Origin of the sequence: Sinorhizobium sp. CCBAU 05631 (genome assembly GCF_002288505.1) — a bacterium.
GTDB classification, from domain to species: domain Bacteria; phylum Pseudomonadota; class Alphaproteobacteria; order Rhizobiales; family Rhizobiaceae; genus Sinorhizobium; species Sinorhizobium fredii_C.
In genome coordinates this window covers 1,059,050-1,075,212 of sequence record NZ_CP023063.1, presented here as the reverse complement: position 1 = coordinate 1,075,212, position 16,163 = coordinate 1,059,050, and the positions used below count along the sequence as shown (strand labels likewise).

Annotated in this window: 14 protein-coding genes and 3 tRNA genes; 5 read left to right on the top strand and 12 right to left on the bottom strand. The window is 62.1% G+C overall.

The annotated features are described in order from the left end of the window. Window positions 1-2: 2 nt before the first annotated feature. From SS05631_RS05150 to SS05631_RS05135, 4 genes are all read right to left on the bottom strand, one after another. Window positions 3-947 carry an ABC transporter substrate-binding protein gene (locus tag SS05631_RS05150; RefSeq protein WP_037414239.1) on the bottom strand — a complete coding sequence of 315 codons (945 nt, stop codon included), beginning with the start codon at window positions 945-947 and terminating at the stop codon, window positions 3-5. A 67-nt stretch (window positions 948-1,014) separates the two neighbouring features. Continuing rightward, window positions 1,015-1,992 carry an ABC transporter permease gene (locus SS05631_RS05145; protein ID WP_095677934.1) on the bottom strand — a complete coding sequence of 326 codons (978 nt, stop codon included), beginning with the start codon at window positions 1,990-1,992 and terminating at the stop codon, window positions 1,015-1,017. Next, window positions 1,985-3,508 carry a sugar ABC transporter ATP-binding protein gene (locus SS05631_RS05140; RefSeq protein ID WP_037414235.1) on the bottom strand — a complete coding sequence of 508 codons (1,524 nt, stop codon included), beginning with the start codon at window positions 3,506-3,508 and terminating at the stop codon, window positions 1,985-1,987. The genes SS05631_RS05145 and SS05631_RS05140 overlap by 8 nt, the downstream gene beginning before the upstream one ends. A gap of 21 nt (window positions 3,509-3,529) precedes the next feature. After that, window positions 3,530-4,267, bottom strand: a complete 738-nt coding sequence (locus SS05631_RS05135; protein ID WP_037414233.1) for an SDR family oxidoreductase — start codon at window positions 4,265-4,267, stop codon at window positions 3,530-3,532. Between the two features lie 124 nt (window positions 4,268-4,391). Here SS05631_RS05135 and SS05631_RS05130 point away from each other — a divergent pair, with 124 nt between their 5' ends. After that, window positions 4,392-5,183, top strand: a complete 792-nt coding sequence (locus SS05631_RS05130; protein WP_050988170.1) for an IclR family transcriptional regulator — start codon at window positions 4,392-4,394, stop codon at window positions 5,181-5,183. A 114-nt stretch (window positions 5,184-5,297) separates the two neighbouring features. Here the strand turns inward: SS05631_RS05130 and SS05631_RS05125 are convergent. Together SS05631_RS05125 and SS05631_RS05120 are read right to left on the bottom strand one after the other, a co-directional pair. Then, window positions 5,298-5,371: transfer RNA gene (locus tag SS05631_RS05125), tRNA-Gly, on the bottom strand. Between the two features lie 23 nt (window positions 5,372-5,394). Next, window positions 5,395-5,479 (bottom strand) — tRNA-Tyr (locus SS05631_RS05120). Window positions 5,480-5,694: 215 nt separating this feature from the next. Between SS05631_RS05120 and SS05631_RS05115 the strand changes: the two genes are divergently transcribed. Then, window positions 5,695-6,570 carry an RNA methyltransferase gene (locus SS05631_RS05115; RefSeq protein ID WP_037414231.1) on the top strand — a complete coding sequence of 292 codons (876 nt, stop codon included), beginning with the start codon at window positions 5,695-5,697 and terminating at the stop codon, window positions 6,568-6,570. Window positions 6,571-6,585: 15 nt separating this feature from the next. Here SS05631_RS05115 and SS05631_RS05110 read toward each other — a convergent pair whose 3' ends face one another. Together SS05631_RS05110 and SS05631_RS05105 are read right to left on the bottom strand one after the other, a co-directional pair. Continuing rightward, entirely contained in the window at window positions 6,586-6,861 is a 276-nt protein-coding gene (locus tag SS05631_RS05110) for a hypothetical protein (RefSeq protein WP_037414259.1), read from the bottom strand. A gap of 165 nt (window positions 6,862-7,026) precedes the next feature. Then, entirely contained in the window at window positions 7,027-7,647 is a 621-nt protein-coding gene (locus tag SS05631_RS05105) for an FMN-dependent NADH-azoreductase (RefSeq protein ID WP_037414229.1), read from the bottom strand. A gap of 203 nt (window positions 7,648-7,850) precedes the next feature. Between SS05631_RS05105 and SS05631_RS05100 the strand changes: the two genes are divergently transcribed. Next, window positions 7,851-8,792, top strand: a complete 942-nt coding sequence (locus SS05631_RS05100) for a LysR family transcriptional regulator (RefSeq protein ID WP_037414227.1) — start codon at window positions 7,851-7,853, stop codon at window positions 8,790-8,792. 60 nt (window positions 8,793-8,852) lie between these two features. Here the strand turns inward: SS05631_RS05100 and SS05631_RS05095 are convergent. After that, window positions 8,853-8,928: transfer RNA gene (locus SS05631_RS05095), tRNA-Thr, on the bottom strand. 156 nt (window positions 8,929-9,084) lie between these two features. On the opposite strand from SS05631_RS05095, the gene SS05631_RS05090 reads away from it, so the two are divergent. Both SS05631_RS05090 and SS05631_RS05085 read left to right on the top strand, forming a co-directional pair. Beyond that, the gene (locus SS05631_RS05090) at window positions 9,085-9,855 is read left to right on the top strand and encodes an NAD kinase (RefSeq protein WP_037414225.1); all 771 of its coding nucleotides are present in this window, start codon (window positions 9,085-9,087) and stop codon (window positions 9,853-9,855) included. A gap of 74 nt (window positions 9,856-9,929) precedes the next feature. Then, window positions 9,930-10,412, top strand: coding sequence for a hypothetical protein (locus SS05631_RS05085; RefSeq protein WP_037414223.1), 483 nt, complete (start codon window positions 9,930-9,932; stop codon window positions 10,410-10,412). Between the two features lie 63 nt (window positions 10,413-10,475). On the opposite strand, the gene prfB is transcribed toward SS05631_RS05085, so the two are convergent. The 3 genes from prfB to SS05631_RS05070 form a co-directional block, all read right to left on the bottom strand. Further along, window positions 10,476-11,607 (bottom strand): peptide chain release factor 2 gene (gene prfB, locus SS05631_RS05080; RefSeq protein WP_157213148.1). Its coding sequence is split into 2 segments (ribosomal slippage): window positions 10,476-11,537 and window positions 11,539-11,607, totalling 1,131 coding nucleotides; the frame shifts between segments, so codons are not numbered across the junction. A gap of 98 nt (window positions 11,608-11,705) precedes the next feature. Further along, window positions 11,706-14,159, bottom strand: coding sequence for a penicillin-binding protein 1A (locus tag SS05631_RS05075; RefSeq protein WP_037414219.1), 2,454 nt, complete (start codon window positions 14,157-14,159; stop codon window positions 11,706-11,708). A gap of 326 nt (window positions 14,160-14,485) precedes the next feature. Further along, window positions 14,486-15,658 carry an N-acetylmuramoyl-L-alanine amidase gene (locus SS05631_RS05070; protein WP_050988172.1) on the bottom strand — a complete coding sequence of 391 codons (1,173 nt, stop codon included), beginning with the start codon at window positions 15,656-15,658 and terminating at the stop codon, window positions 14,486-14,488. Window positions 15,659-16,163 lie beyond the last annotated feature (505 nt).

The following is a 16,163-nucleotide window of genomic DNA, read 5'->3' as shown; positions in this document are numbered from 1 at the left end:
GATCAATCGTAGAGGACTGCGGAGATTTCCGGGTCGTCGATATTGGTCTTGTCATACCAGTAGAAGCCGGTATCGATGTTCTTCTCGACCTTCTCACCCTTGGAAGCAGCGACGGCGGCCTTGACCGTCTCGTAGCCGATACCCACCGGGTTCTGAGTGATCGCGCCTGCCATCAAGCCCTCGCGGATTGCATCCTTCTGCGCCTTGCCGGAATCGTAGCCGATGATCACGATCTTGGCGCCGGATTCCTTCACGCCGTTGACCACGCCGACCGCCGAGCCCTCGTTCGTGCCGAAGATGCCCTTGATATCGGGATTGGCTGTCAGGATCGCCTTGGTGATCTCCGTCGATTTCAAATGGTCGCCGCCGCCGTACTCGATCGCAACGATCTCGATGTTAGGATGCGCTTCCTTCATCCGGTTGACAAAGCCGTCGCGACGATCAACACCGGTGCGCGAGGTCTGGTCGTGGGCGACAACGGCGACTTTGCCGGCATCGCCGATCAGTTCGGCGAGCGTGTCGGCTGCGAGCGCCGCTGCGGCGACGTTGTTAGTCGATGCCGTCGCAACGGGGATATCGCTGTCAACGCCGGAATCGAAGGCGATGACCGGAATGTTGGCCTCCTTCGCCTGCTTCAGCAGCGGAATTGCCGCCTGGCTGTCGAGGGCGGCGAAGCCGATGGCCGCCGGCTTCTTGGCGAGGGCGGCTGCCAGCATGTCGATCTGCTTGTCAACCTGGCTTTCGTTGTCCGGCCCCTCGAACGTTACCTCGACGCCGAATTCAGCTCCCGCCTGGTCGGCGCCAGCCTTAACGGCCTGCCAGAACTGGTGTTGGAAGCCCTTGGAAATAAGCGGCACGTAGAGCTTGTCCTGTGCGCTTGCCCCTGTCGCTGCACCGAGCAGCGAAATTGCTGCAACTGCACTCAGTAGAGTCCGTCTCGTGAACATGTTTCCTCCCTGTGTTCACTACTGCATGAAATTTTCGACCGTGGGAAATCAGCGGCCTCGTTGCCGGCTATTTCCGCTCGCGCCGGCGCATCTGGTCTGCATAAACGGCGACGATGATGATCACGCCGGTCACGACCGTCTGCCATTCCGGCGCGACCGACAGGACGCGCAAGCCGTTGGTGAGCACCGACATGATCAGTGCGCCGATCAGCGTGCCCACGATCGTGCCGCGCCCGCCCGACAGGCTGGTGCCGCCGATCACCACCGCCGCAATGGCTTCCAGCTCGTAGCCGAGGCCGAGCGCCGGCTGGGCGGAATTCAGGCGGCTGGCAATGAGAAGGCCGGCAATGCCGCAGACGGCGCCCGAGAGCGTGTAGATCGCGATCTTCCAGAAATCGGTGTTGACGCCGGACAGCCGCACCGCCTCTTCGTTCGAACCGAGCGCGAAAGTGTAGCGGCCGAGCACGGTGCGCCCCAGCATCCAGGCGGCGGCACCGGCCACGATGAAAAGCATTAAGACACCGTTCGGCACCGGGAAGGCCGGGATCACCTCGCCGATCAGCGAGCCCTGCGCGATGGTGGTGAAGCCGGGCGTATCGTTGAAATAGATCGGCTTGGTGCCGGTAACGATCAGCGACAGGCCCTTCAACACCAGCATCATGCCGAGCGTGGCGATGAAGGGCGGAATGCGCATACGCGCCACCAGGCTGCCGGACACCAGCCCGCAGGCCGCCCCCGTGCCGACCGCCGCCAGCACGCCGAGCGGCAGCGGCAGGCCGCCCCAGGTCAGCACTACGCCGGTCATGACGGCGCAGAAGGTCATTAGCGTACCGATCGACAGGTCGATGCCGCCGGTAATGATGATCAGCGTCACACCGACCGCCAGCACGCCATTGACGGAGGTCGCCTGCAGGATGGCCATGATGTTGGACACCTGGAAGAAATTCGGGCTCGCCAAGGAGAAGCCGATGACCAGAACGATCAGGCTGGCAAAGGCCAGGAGTTTCTGTTGGGCGCTGCCGCGCCCGCTTGCCTTTTCACCCATGATTAGAGCGTCCCCTCATGCTGCGGTCTTGCCGTTGTGTTGCCAATTCCATGATCTTCTCCTGCTCCGCACCGCCCGGCAGGATGCCTGTCAAGCGTCCCTCACACATGACCGCGATACGATGGGAAAGGCGCAGCACTTCCGGCAGCTCGCTGGAAATAACGATGATCGCCTTGCCGGCGCTGGCCAGCTCGTTGAGAAGACGATAGATTTCGGCCTTGGCGCCGACGTCGATGCCGCGGGTCGGCTCGTCGAAGATCAGCACATCGCAATCCCGCAACAGCCATTTGGCGATGACTACCTTCTGCTGGTTGCCACCCGACAAGAGCCGCACCTCCTGCCGGTCGCCCGGCGTACGGATGTTCAGCTTGGCGATGTACTCCGCGGCGATGGACCCAAGCGCCGGCTCGTCGATCCGGCCGATGGCGTCGGCATAACGCGGCAGGCTCGCCATGGCGATGTTGGCGCGTACATCCATGCCGAGCGCGAGACCGAAATGCTTGCGATCTTCCGAGAGATAGCCGATGCCGACGCGCACCGCGTCGGCGGGACTGGTGATCCGGACCGGCTTACCCTGCACGAAAATCTCGCCCGCTTCGATCGGCTCGGCGCCAAAAATGGCTCGGGCAAGCTCGGTTCGCCCGGCGCCCATCAGCCCGGCAAAGCCGAGGATCTCGCCCTTCTTCAGGTCAAAGCTGATATCCTTCAGCTCCTTGCCGCGCCGGATGCCGCGCACCTCCAGCGCCGTTTCTGCGGCGGAGAGATCGGGGATGACGACCGTCTCGTCCTTCAGTTCGCGCCCGACCATCATCGAGATGATCTTGGAGATCGGCGTTTCCTCAGCCTGGACCGTGCCGACACGGGCACCGTCGCGCATCACGGTCACACGGTCGGAGATGCGTTTGATCTCGTCCATCTTGTGACTGATGTAGATGATGCCGACGCCCTCGTCCTTGAGGCGGCGGATGATGGTGAAGAGTTCGCTGATCTCCGCATCGTTGAGCGCGGCCGTCGGCTCGTCCATAATCAAAACGCGCGACCGATAGCTCAGCGCCTTTGCGATCTCTACCATCTGCTGGCGGGCGATGGTGAGGCCCGCGACCGGCGTGCGCGGATCCATGCGGATGTTCATGCCGGCGAAGATGGCGGCGGTATCCGCATTCAGCTTCGCCTCGTCAAGCCGTCCCAAGGAAAGGCGCGGCTCCCGGCCGATCCAGACGTTCTGGGCGACGGTGAGGTCGTGCATCAACGCCAGTTCCTGATGAATGATGCCGATGCCGAGATCCTGTGCCGTCTTGGGAGTTCGAATGGACACTTCCTGGGCGTCCACGAGCACGCGACCGCTGTCTGGTTGATAGATACCGGACAGCACCTTCATCAATGTCGACTTACCCGCGCCGTTCTCGCCCATCAGCGCGTGGACCTCGGCGGGCCGAAGTTCGAAATCGACGGATTTTAACGCGTGTACGCCCGGGAAACTCTTGTCGATCCCCTCCATCCGCACCAGCTCGCTCATGACGCCGCTCCTCCCGCGCGCTTAGATGGTCACGCCGCCGTCCACCAGCATGGCCTGTCCTGAAACGAACCGGCTTTCATCGGACAGCAGGAAAACAACCAAGGGGACGACGTCATCGACCGTCGCCAGGCGGCCCATGGGCTGGCGCGCGATAAAGTCTTTCTCGGCCTGCTCCGGATCGGCAGCTGAAGCGATACGTCCGCGCAGCGAGGGCGTGTCGACCGTGCCCGGGCAGATGGCATTGCAACGAATGCCTTGCTTGACGAAATCCGCGGCAATCGCCTTGGTCAGACCGATGACCGCCGCCTTGCTGGCACCATAGGCTGTCCGATTGGCAAAACCCTTTATCGAGGAAGCCATCGAGGCCATATTCAGGATCGAAGCGGTTCCGGTGTTGGCCGCCCGATCGAGCATCCCGGGCAGGCAAGCACGCGTAAGACGCATCATCGCCGTGACGTTCAGATCGAAGGCAAAGGCCCAGTCATCGTCGGCGATATCGAGAAGCGTTCCGTTGTGCACGACCCCGGCGCAATTGAAGAGGCCATCGACAGGACCTACTTGCGCCGCAACGGCTTCGACAGCCTGCCGGTCAGTGACGTCCAGCAGCAATGTCTCGACCCCGTCCAGCCCTTCGAGTGCCGCCCCGTTGATATCGGTTGCAATCACCCGCGCGCCTTCGTCACGGCATGCGAGAACACTTGCCCTGCCTATGCCCTGACCGCCTGCCGTGACGAGAATGGTCTTGTCCTTCAGACGCATAATTCCCCCCGTGCGCCAAAGTTCGTATATAAAATAATATTTCACATACGAACGGCTTTGACAAGTCGATGCCGATATTCTTTTTTTGTAGACATCGCTATGAGTCCGGGTCTGGAGGGCGTGAATGGCAACGAAACCGCAAAAACCCGTATTGGCGGAAGGATTGGATCAGGACGAGAAATACCGCGCACCCGCGCTCGACAAGGGCTTGGATATCCTCGAGATATTGGCCAATCAAAGCGGTGGCATGACCCGGACCGAGATCGTGCGGGAAATGGGACTGAGCCCATCGCAGATCTTTCGCATGCTTGAGCGTCTGGTCGCGAGGGGGTACGTAGCCCGGTCGGAGGGTGGCGACCGCTACTCCCTGTCCATGAAGATGTTCCTTCTAGCCAATCGATACCCTCCATATCGACGACTGGTCGCCAGTGCGCAGCCTTTGATGGACGACTTTGCGCGCCAAACGGACCAATCCTGCCATCTCGTGATCCCGGAGTTCGGAACCGGTCTCATCGTCGCTCAGGCAAGCCCCACGTCTCATTGGGAGTTTCGCGCCAGGGTTGGCAGTCAGCTCGAACTTTTTACGACGGGTTCGGGCATAACGTTGATTGCATTTCAAGCCCCCGAACGCTTGGACGAAACACTCAAACAGTGGGGGGTGGCTTCGCCTAAGCCGTTGCAGGGGGCAACGGGCGATGAAATCGACGCGGTCCGTCGACAGGGTTACCGCATTGGCGCTTCCGGCCAACTTGTTGGCGTAACTGATATAAGCGCTCCGATCCTCGGCCCACATGGGGATGCAACATCGGTCGTCACATGTGCATTCATCGAGCACGTTGACGACAAACGAGCACAGAAGCTTGATGAAGCATTGTCACGGTTGCTTACCCTGACAGAAGCCCTAAGCCTGCACTGAGAGCCAACCAACTTGTAGCTCACTTCATTGGCTCGCCGAAGATGAATTTATCGTCGGCTCAGCGGCAGTTCGTTACGCGGAGGCTAGTCACTGCTTCTGAGGCGGCAAAGAGGCTGGAGCGGGTAGCGGGAATCGAACCCGCGTATTCAGCTTGGAAGGCTGCTGCTCTACCATTGAGCTATACCCGCGGGCCTTCGATCCTGAAGCAGAATGGTGGAGGGAGTTGGATTTGAACCAACGTAGGCTGAGCCAACGGATTTACAGTCCGTCCCCTTTAACCACTCGGGCATCCCTCCATTATTCTGTCGGGATCAATCGACCAAGCTTTTGAGATCGTGGAAGAAGCGGCGCCGTTTCGTGCCGCCTTTCGATCTGCGCCGGGTATATGGCCGCCCGCATTCCTCCTGTCAACAGAGCGAAACGGAAAATTTCAGAAATTCTCCACAGACACCGGCGGCCGCACTATCCGAAACCATTTCCAAGACCGAACGAACCTCACTATAAGACGCGCATGAGCAAGGACAAGAGCGGCGACAAGAGCGCCAAGGACAGCCACTACGCCACTCTGCGGCGCGCGCATCGCGACGCCCGCCGCGAGCGCGGCGAGATTCCGACACCCCGCCCGGACAAGCGCCGGAAGATGCCGGCCGACTGGAAGCCGCCGGCGCTGGCGCCAGAGCAGGTGCTTCTCTATGGGCTGCACACGGTCCGCGCCGCCCTCGATAATCCGGAGCGCACGGTCATCCGCCTCAGCGTGACGCAGAATGCGGCGGCGAGGCTGGAACTCGGCGAGCCTTCGTCACTCCCCTTCCCAGTCGAAATCGTAACGCCGCAGGATCTCGATCGGGTCCTCGGGCCGGATGCCATCCACCAGGGCGTCATGCTGGAGACGCGGCCGCTGCCGCACCGCAAGCTCGAGGCGCTCAGCGATTGTCCGTTGATCCTCCTGCTCGACCAGGTGACCGATCCGCACAATGTCGGCGCCATCATGCGCTCGGCGGTGGCGTTCGAAGCCGGCGCGCTGATCACCACCATGCGCCATAGCCCGACCGAATCAGGCGTGCTCGCAAAATCGGCCTCCGGGGCGCTGGAACTCATTCCCTATATCCAGATAACCAATCTCGCCGATACGATTGAAGAACTGCACAATCTGGGCTTCCAGACGATCGGTCTTGATTCGGAGGGTCCGCAACCGCTGGAGGATACCTTCTCTGGCGAGAAGATCGCCCTGGTGGTTGGATCAGAAGGCAAGGGGCTGCGGCAGAAGACGCGGCAGACCGTTGCGGCGCTGGCCCGACTCGATATGCCCGGCGCCATCAAGTCGCTCAATGTCTCAAACGCCGCGGCGATCGCGATGTATGCAGCAAGGCAGCACCTCAAGGCTTGAGACGGCCGATGCCGGTCAAAGCACCGGCACGGCGCTTAAGGTCATGTGCGCCGTCGGACAGCCGTCACGCACCTTCTTCCAGGTCGTGACGTTGAGGTTCATTTCGCAGCGCGCCATGTAGGAGATGCCGCCGACCCGGATGCATGTCATCTGGCCGAGTTCGTATTTCGTCCCGTCGCGATTGCGACAGGTACAGCGCCGGTCCGGCGGCGACGCAGCCGCACTCTCGGCGACCATGGCGGCAGCCGCCAGCGACAGGGCCAGAACCTGCAGAACGACCAGGCTTCTCATCTCGCTAGAATACCGCAAATCCGGCCCGATCAGAAACGAAGAATGCCGGCCGCTTGCGCGACCGGCATTCTTCCGCAACAGACCGGCACTTTTGGTGAGCGGGATGCGGGCGGGAAAACCACGAACAGTTTCCTCATCCCACTCCGGCGCCGGCCGAATTCAATCTTAGCTCGCCAGGCGCAGAACGTTGCCTTCCGCGATGGTCTTTTCAGCTTCGGCAATGGCGAACTGCTTCTGGTCGGCACCGAGGTTCAGGCCCTCGGCGCGGACGAACTCAACGTCGGTGAGTCCGAAGAAGCCGAAAACGGTCCGCAGATAGCTTTCCTGGTGATCCATCGCCGAAGCCGGGCCGGCAGAATAGTGTCCGCCGCGCGTGGAGGCGACAATTACCTTCTTGCCCTTGGCGAGACCCTCCGGGCCCGCCTCGGTGTAACGGAAGGTCTTGCCAGCGACGGCCAGGCGGTCGATCCAGGCCTTCAGCTGGCTCGGGATCGAGAAGTTGTACATCGGCGCACCGACGACGATCGTGTCAGCGGCAAGGAATTCGTCGAGCATCTGGCGGCCAGTCCGAATATCGGAGGCGAGCGCCGGATCGACTTCACCGAGGTCGGCAGGCGCCATGATCTGTGCGCCGGTCAGATGCTGGAGGCGCTCGGAGACGAGATCGCGATAGGTGACTTTCGCGTCGGGCCGGTCTGCCTTGATCTGCGAGACGATCGCCGCCGTCAGACGACGGGAAACCGAATGTTCTCCGAGAATGCCGGAGTCGATATGAAGGACGTTCATGGGAGGCACCTTTGTTTCTAGTTGCGGTGCACAACATATGATTTGAAAACAATCGCTGGATAAGACGGCGAATAATTGACATTCCGTTTCCTGAGGGAAACAATCGGAGCGTTCCGGCGCGGGAAAATCAGACTCCGTCGGAACGATTACATTGGATTCCCAGAGCGGATGCGCGCGCGACGCCCGCTCTGGTGGAGGCTAGCATGCAGGACCTGAACGATATCGCCCTCTTCGCCGCCGTCGTGAAGAACAACGGCTTCAGCGCCGCCGCGCGTTATCTGAACATTCCCAAATCCAAGCTCAGCAAGCATGTGGCGCGGCTGGAAGATCAACTGGGCGTGCGGCTTCTCGAGCGCTCGACGCGCAAGCTGCGCGTGACGGAAATCGGCCGCGTTTTCTATGAACACGCCCAGGGGCTGCTCGACGGCGTAGCGGCCGCGGAAGCCGAGGTCGCCGCCGTGCGCGGCGAGCCGACGGGCGTTGTGCGGCTTGGCTGCCCCCTCGGCTTCGCACCGATGCTGGCCGACATTCTGCCGGGCTTCCATCGGCGCTACCCGGGCGTCCGACTGCTCATCACCGCCACGAATCGACGTCTCGATCTCATCGAGGAGCGTTTCGACGTGGCGCTTCGCGCGCGCGACCAGCTCGATACGGACAGCCACCTGATCGTGCGCAAGTTCGGCGAGGTCCGCTCGCGGCTGGCCGCCAGCCCGACGCTTCTTGCGCGAATCGGAGAAGTCACCACCACCAATCTTGCCGAAATGCCGACGCTTTCCATGAACGAGCAACACGCAAGCGACGTGTGGCGCCTCTATCACGCGAACGGCGGATCGATCGAGATCGCCCACCGACCGGTGATCGGCTGCAGCGATTTCGTCATCCTCGAACGCGCCGCGATCGAAGGAATGGGGATCGCGCTTTTGCCGGACCACATCTGCGAGCGCGCCTTCCGAACCGGCGTTCTCGTCCCCGTCCTGCCTGAGTGGGGCTCCGGCAACGTCGTGGTCCATCTCGTCTTTCCGTCCCGACAGGGCGTGCTGCCGGCGACGCGCGCGCTGATCGACTATCTGGCAGAGAACCTGATCAAGGCGATGCAGCGTTGCCGCGAGATCGACCCGAGACCGGCGCAGTCCTTCGATATTTGAGGAAATTGTGAGTCGCCGATCAGTGTGGGGAGGTGTGGTAGCTTCGAAAAGCTTCAAAAATGGTGCCCCCAGAGAGACTCGAACTCCCGACCTACTGATTACAAATCAGCCGCTCTACCAACTGAGCTATAAGGGCACTTTTCGATCACGGGAGTTACCATATTCCTTTCTTGTGTAAAGCAAAAATGCGGCTCCCCTCAAAATTTCGGGTGCACTCGCCGCATGGTCGTGCCAGAAAAACAGGCATGGCGTCGATCGCCGCGCCGGGCGCAACGACAAACGGACTGAATGCATGACCCAGTTCAGCACACTCGCCTTCATCGCCTCGACGGCCGAAGAAGCGCAGAAGGCGGCAAAGGAACTCAAGGAGATTTACGGCGACCACGACCCGGAGGAGGCGGACGTGATCGTCGCGCTCGGCGGCGATGGTTTCATGCTGCACACGCTGCACAAGACGATGAATACCGGCAAGCGCGTCTACGGCATGAATCGCGGCTCGGTCGGCTTCCTGATGAACCGCTACAGCACCGATGATCTGCGCGAACGCATCGCCAGCGCCGTCGACAACGCCTTCCACCCCTTGGAAATGCGGACCCTCGACGCCAACGGCAACGAATTCACCGCGCTGGCGATCAACGAGGTCTATCTCTTCCGCCAGTCCTATCAGGCGGCAAAGCTCAAGGTCCTCGTCGACGGCAAGGTGCGGCTCGATGAACTGACCTGCGACGGGCTGCTGCTCGCAACACCGGCGGGATCGACTGCGTATAACCTGTCCGCCCACGGGCCGATCCTGCCGCTCGAGGCCCCGCTTCTCGCCTTGACCCCGGTCAGTCCCTTCCGGCCGCGGCGCTGGCGCGGCGCGCTGCTTCCCAACCGCGTTACCGTCCAGATCGAGATTCTCGAGGCCGAGAAGCGGCCGGTCAACGCCGTCGCGGATCACCAGGAGGTCAAGTCGGTCGTTCGGGTCACGATCGCCGAATCGGAGAAGCTGACGGCCCGCATCCTGTCCGATCCGGATCATTCCTGGTCCGACCGCATCCTGGCCGAGCAGTTCTCCAATTGAATCACAAGCGGAACGTCATGGTATTCTGCGGTCAGCGGTTATTGTTCCGCGCCGCGCACGAAGGAATCTTGAGGATGCGCAACCCCCTTGTGATCGCGCTTTGCTTCCTGTTGTCCGCGGGCGCTCTGCGGGCGCAGGACGGCGGCATCCTCCCCTCGAACGTCACTTTCGTCACAAGCACCGGCTATTGGGAGGATGGTGCCGGCGTAGCGCCGGCCGGCGATCCAGAAGGCGTTGCGCAACGGGCCGCGCAGCGTGGCTACTACAAGCTGATTGCCGTGCGGCAGAGTGACGGCACCGCGCGCATCCATCTCCAGCAGATCGCCTCGACGCCGGCCGGCCCGGAAGTCGTCTCGTCCGCCGAGCTCGAGGAGTTCACGGCGATGAAGTCCTTTGTCACCGACATTCGACCCGAGACCTCGACGGGCATCACGCGGCAGCCGGGAATGTTCGCGACCGTCTATCTGAAGACCGACCCTTCCGCCACCGAACCGGAATCGTGGACGGTGCTGATAGACGAAGTCGGGGACATCAAGATCGAGCGCGCGACCAACTGACGCCGACAAAAGAATACGGCCGGGGAGCACCCGGCCGTTTGTCGCAGTTCCTGTTCGGCGCGTTCAGCCCAAATCCTCGACGACCGCATCCGCACCGCCGCTGACGCGGTGGGCAAGTGCGGCCTCCATAAACTCGTTGAGCTCGCCGTCGAGCACGTCGCCGGGGCTCGTGCTTTCGACGCCCGTCCGCAGGTCCTTCACCAGCTGATAGGGCTGCAGGACATAGGAGCGGATCTGGTGACCCCAGCCGATATCGGTCTTTGAAGCGGCTTCGGCATTGGCCGCTTCCTCGCGCTTCTTGAGCTCGGCTTCATAGAGCCGGGCGCGCAGCATGTCCCAGGCCTTGGCGCGGTTCTTGTGCTGCGAACGCTCCTGTTGGCACTGCACGACGATGCCGCTCGGCATATGCGTGATGCGCACGGCCGAGTCGGTCGTGTTGACGTGCTGGCCGCCGGCGCCCGAAGAACGGTAGGTGTCGATGCGGCAATCGCTTTCGTTGATGTCGATCTGGATCGAATCGTCGACGACCGGATAGACCCAGATGGACGAAAACGAGGTGTGACGGCGCGCATTGCTGTCATAGGGCGAGATGCGGACGAGCCGATGGACACCCGACTCGGTCTTCAGCCAGCCATAGGCGTTGTGGCCCTTGACGAGGAGCGTCGCCGACTTGATGCCGGCCTCTTCGCCGTCCTGGATTTCCAAGAGTTCCACCTTGTAACCTTGCCGCTCGGCCCAGCGCGAATACATGCGCAGCAGCATGTTGGCCCAGTCCTGACTTTCGGTGCCGCCGGCGCCCGAATGGACTTCGAGATAGGTGTCGTTCTGGTCCGCCTCGCCCGAAAGCATGGCCTCGACCTGCTTCTTCGCAGTCTCGTTGCGCAGCTGACGGAGTGCGTCCTCGGCCTCGCCGACGATGGCCGAATCTCCCTCCTCTTCGCCGAGTTCGATCAGCTCGATATTGTCGCTCAGCTGCTGCTCGAAACGGCGCAGGCCGGTAATGCTGTCGTCGAGCTGCTGGCGCTCGCGCATCAGCTTCTGCGCCTCGGCGGCATCGTTCCAGAGCGACGGATCTTCCGCCTTGTTGTTCAACCAGTCCAGTCGTCTTATCGCCTGCTCCCAGTCAAAGATGCCTCCTCAGCAGGCTTATGGCCTGCTTGATTTCGTCGACGATGTTCTCGATTTCGCTGCGCATGGTCCCGCTTCTTGGTGTGGCTTCGAAAAATGTGAGGGTCAAATAGCGACGCCCGCCGCCGATGTAAAGGCGACGGGCATCCGGATCGAGGGCAAGGCTCAGAAGAGGCCGTTGGAGCCGGAGGTCACGGCCTGGTTGGCCTGTGGGGAGTTCTTCAGGATCTCCTCCGGCGGCGCATATTCGTCGAGGTCGCCGATGACCGAGAAGGTTTCGGCCGGACCGGTGCCCGGCTTGAAGGCTTCGATGATCGTGTCCGGCTCGCCTTCGACCGCCGCCATGCCGGTCTTGCGGTTGACCGGGATGAGGTTCATGCCCTCCGGAACCACGAACTTGCCCGGCTGCGTCCCCTTGACCGCCTCCTGCATGAAGGCGTTGAAGATCGGTGCCGACAGACTGCCGCCCGTCGCGCCGCGACCGAGCGGCGCCGGATCGTCGAAGCCCAGATAGAGGCCGGCGACGAGGTCGGGCGTGTAGCCGACGAACCAGGCGTCCTTCTCGTCGTTGGTCGTGCCGGTCTTGCCGGCGACCGGACGGTCCAGCTTGATCTTGCCCGCCGCCGTACCCCGGGTGATGACGCCCTCCATCATCGAAGTGATCTGGTAGGACGTCATCGGATCGAGCACCTGCAGGCGGTTGTCGGTCAACACGGGCTCTTCCTGCTCGGCCCAATTGTCGGCGTTGCAGTTGTCGCAGGTGCGGTCCTCGTGACGGAAGATCGTCTTGCCGTAGCGGTCCTGGATGCGGTCGATCAGCGACGGCTTGATCTGCTTGCCGCCATTGGCGATGACCGCATAGGCCGACACCATGCGCAGCACGGTCGTCTCGCCGGAGCCGAGCGACATGGAAAGCAGCGGCGGCATCTTGTCGTAGATGCCGAAGCGCTCGGCATATTCGGCGACGAGGTTCATGCCCATGTCGTTGGCAAGCCGCACCGTCATGAGGTTGCGCGACTTTTCGATGCCGAGGCGCAGCGTCGATGGACCGGCAGAGCCGCCGCCGTAGTTTTCCGGGCGCCAGACCTGGCCGCCGGCGACGATTTCGATCGGCGCATCGAGAATGACCGAGGCGGGCGTGTAGCCGCTGTCGAGAGCTGCCGCATAGACGAAGGGCTTGAAGGAGGAACCGGGCTGGCGCATCGCCTGGGTGGCGCGGTTGAACTCCGACTGGCCATAGGAGAAGCCGCCGACCATCGCCAGAACGCGGCCGGTATGCGGATCCATCGCGACCAGCCCGCCCTGCACCTTGGGCGGCTGGCGAAGGCGATACTCGCCTTTTTGCTCGAGCGGCTCGACATAGACGACATCGCCTGGACCGACGACGCCCTCCGGGGACTTTGCCGCCTTGCGCTGGCCGCCTGCGGCGCGGTAGGCCCATTGCATTTTCTCTGCGGAAATGTGCCCGGTGACCCGTTCGGCGACGATCTTCCCCGAGGCTTCCTTGTCCGGCTGGATGCCGATCTCGGCCCCTTCGCTGTCGACGGCGAGCACGACGGCGAGTTTCCATTCCGGCATGTCGTTCAATGTCGGGATCTTGCTCAGAGGCTCCCCCCAGTCGCCGCCGATCTCGATCGTCTTGACCGGCCCGTGAAAGCCGCGGCGCTCGTCATAGCCCAAGAGCCCGTCCTGCAGCGCCTTGCGCGCGATGATCTGCAGATGCGGATCGAGCGACGTGCGAACCGACAGCCCGCCCTCGTAAAGAGCATTGTCGCCATATTTCTGAATGATCTGCCGGCGCACCTCTTCGGCGAAGTAGTCCGAAGCGAAAAGATGGGCACCGCCACGGCGCGGCGTCACGCCGAGCTCCTGCTTCTTGGCCTCCTCGCCGTCTGCCTTGGTCACATAGCCGTTCTCGACCATGCGATCGATCACCCAGTTGCGGCGCTCGATCGCCGCCTCGGTCTTGCGGAACGGGTGATAGTTGGCCGGTCCCTTCGGCAGCGCAGCAAGATAGGCGGCCTCGGCGACGGTCAGTTCCGTGACCGACTTGTCGAAATAGGTGAGCGACGCGCCGGCGACGCCGTAGGAATTCAGGCCGAAGAAGATCTCGTTCAGATAAAGTTCGAGAATGCGATCCTTGGTGTAGGCCTGCTCGATGCGGAAGGAGAGGATCGCCTCCTTGATCTTGCGGTCGATCGTCTGGTCGGCGGTCAGCAGGAAGTTCTTCGCCACCTGCTGAGTGATCGTCGAGGCTCCGACCGGGCGGCGGCCCGAGCCGAAGTTCTGGATGTTGACGGCAATGGCGCGCGCCAAGCCGGTGATGTCCACGCCCGGATGCTTGTAGAAGTTCTTGTCCTCGGCGGAGATGAAGGCTGCCTTGACGCGATCCGGTATCGCCTGGATCGGCAGATAGAGGCGGCGCTCGCGCGCATATTCGGCAATCAGCGCACCGTTTCCGGCGTGAAAGCGCGTCGTGACCGGCGGCGCGTACTTGGCGAGCACCTCATAGTCGGGCAGATCCTTGGTGATCGCGCCGAGATAGATCGCGACGGCTGCGGCGACCCCGAGCAGCAAAAACGCACCAATGCCGAAAAAATATCCTATCAGTCTGATCATCAGCCAGATACCGGTACCTTATTGTCCCATCGCCGGGTCGCCATTCGAAGGACCCACTGTCGCAAGCCAAGCGGCCGCGCCAACCGCTTTCGTCGGAAATCGGCCGGCACGACAGCTACACGCTTCGCGGGTTCCCTCATATGGCGAGGAAACTCAAGCTTCAACATCGTTTCCCAACAAATTGGGATGCCCTTCCCCCAAAGGCCGGGATTGTGAGTAAAATAGGGCTGGTGGTCGGTTATACCGTGCGCATCTCGCTGAAAAGCATATCGCTGTTACGCCGGCGACACAAATCACATCCCTCCCGTGGCTGCCTTCGGAAGGCTTCACCCGCCGTTCGCAACCGCCGTCTGGCGATAGCGCCCGACGGCGACGGCCAGCAGCTCCGACACTTTCTTGCGCCATGCCGGATCGAGCAATTGCTTCTCGTCCTCCTTGTTCGACAGGAAGCCGAGTTCGAGCAGGATCGACGGGACGTCCGGCGCCTGCAGGACGCGGAAGCCGGCATGGCGGTGGGGATTGTTGATCAGCTTGATCTGCCCTTCGAAGGATGAGACGACGCTGCGCGCCAAGTTGACTGAAAATGCCTGGGTTTCGCGGCGGGTGAGATCGATCAGGATGTCCGCGACCTCCGCCGGCTCGCTTTCGAGCGGAATGCCGGCGATCTCGTCGGAAAGGTTTTCGCGGGCCGCCAGGTCGGCCGCGAGGTGGTCGGAGGCCTTGTCTGAGATCGTATAGACCGTGGCGCCGCGGATATCCTTCTGCCTCAGCGTGTCGGCGTGGACGGATATGAACAGGTTGGCACTTCTCTGCCGGGCCATCTGGACACGCTGCGGCAAGGACAGAAACTCGTCGCCGGCCCGCGTCAGAAAGGCCTCTATGCCGGGCTCGCGGTTGAGCGTCGCCACAAGATCGCGCGCAAAGGCGAGCGTAACGTGCTTCTCCTCCGTCTTGGTGACGCTGCCGATGGCGCCGGTATCGATGCCGCCGTGCCCGGCATCGACGGCAACCACGAAGGCGCCCGGAGCTTTCGCCGGCGCGGGGGCGGGACGGTCGGTCTTGGCGGTGCGCGCCGTTCCCGTCCATTGCTGGTCGCCGAGGAGCTTGTCGAAGCGGGCCTTGTCGATCTTCTCGGCATCGATGATCAGGCGGAAGCCCTTGCCGTCTTCCTCCGGCTTCACTTCCGCGTGGGTGACCTCGGTCGGCCCTTTGGCGGAGAGCACCAGCCGCGAAGCCCCTGCCCCCATTCCGCCATAGCGGATGGCATCGAAGAGACCGCGTGGCTCGAGGCTCTCCGGCTTCAGGCCGAAGGATGTCTCCGGCAGGTCGACGATGACGCGAACCGGATTTGCGACGTAGTGAATGGAGAATTCGGGATTGCGATCGAATTCGATCACGATCCGCGTCCGCGCGTCGTCGCCGGCTACCCGCGCCCCGTAAGCCAGCAAGGGGGCGGCATCATCAGCCGCACCGGCAACAGCGGGCAACAGGATGGACATCGCCGCAAAGAGGACGGCAAACACGGGTGCGACGCGACGCGACAGCCTCTTTGAATGCGGCAAATGCCGCTCTGTTGCGGAACGCTTCACCCGGCTCCCCCATCGTCATTCGAAATCCGGCGCAGGGCCTCAGGAACCGCCACCGTCACTGTCCACCAATGAACCCTCATGGTTAACCAAACCTTGCCGCGGCGCCACCCAAGGTGAACGAATGCGGACCGGTTCGAAACCGATGCAATGGTTCCTGAACACAAGATTTCACCCGGGCAAGCGAATCGATCAATATTGTGGCGGCAAAGGCTTTTCCCTTGCCAATGTGACATAGAAACCATAAAAGCGTCACAAGGAGAAAGTGTTGACGGGATAGAATCGTCGGCCGGGCAGCCGGAGCTTCGAGAAGCTTGGCGCCAGGGAAGTGATCGAGCCGGAACAGCCGGCTGCAACCGTATCATGCTTCCGCGGCCGCAGGTGTTCATCCGCCGTCGCTGCATTTCCTCCCGTACAC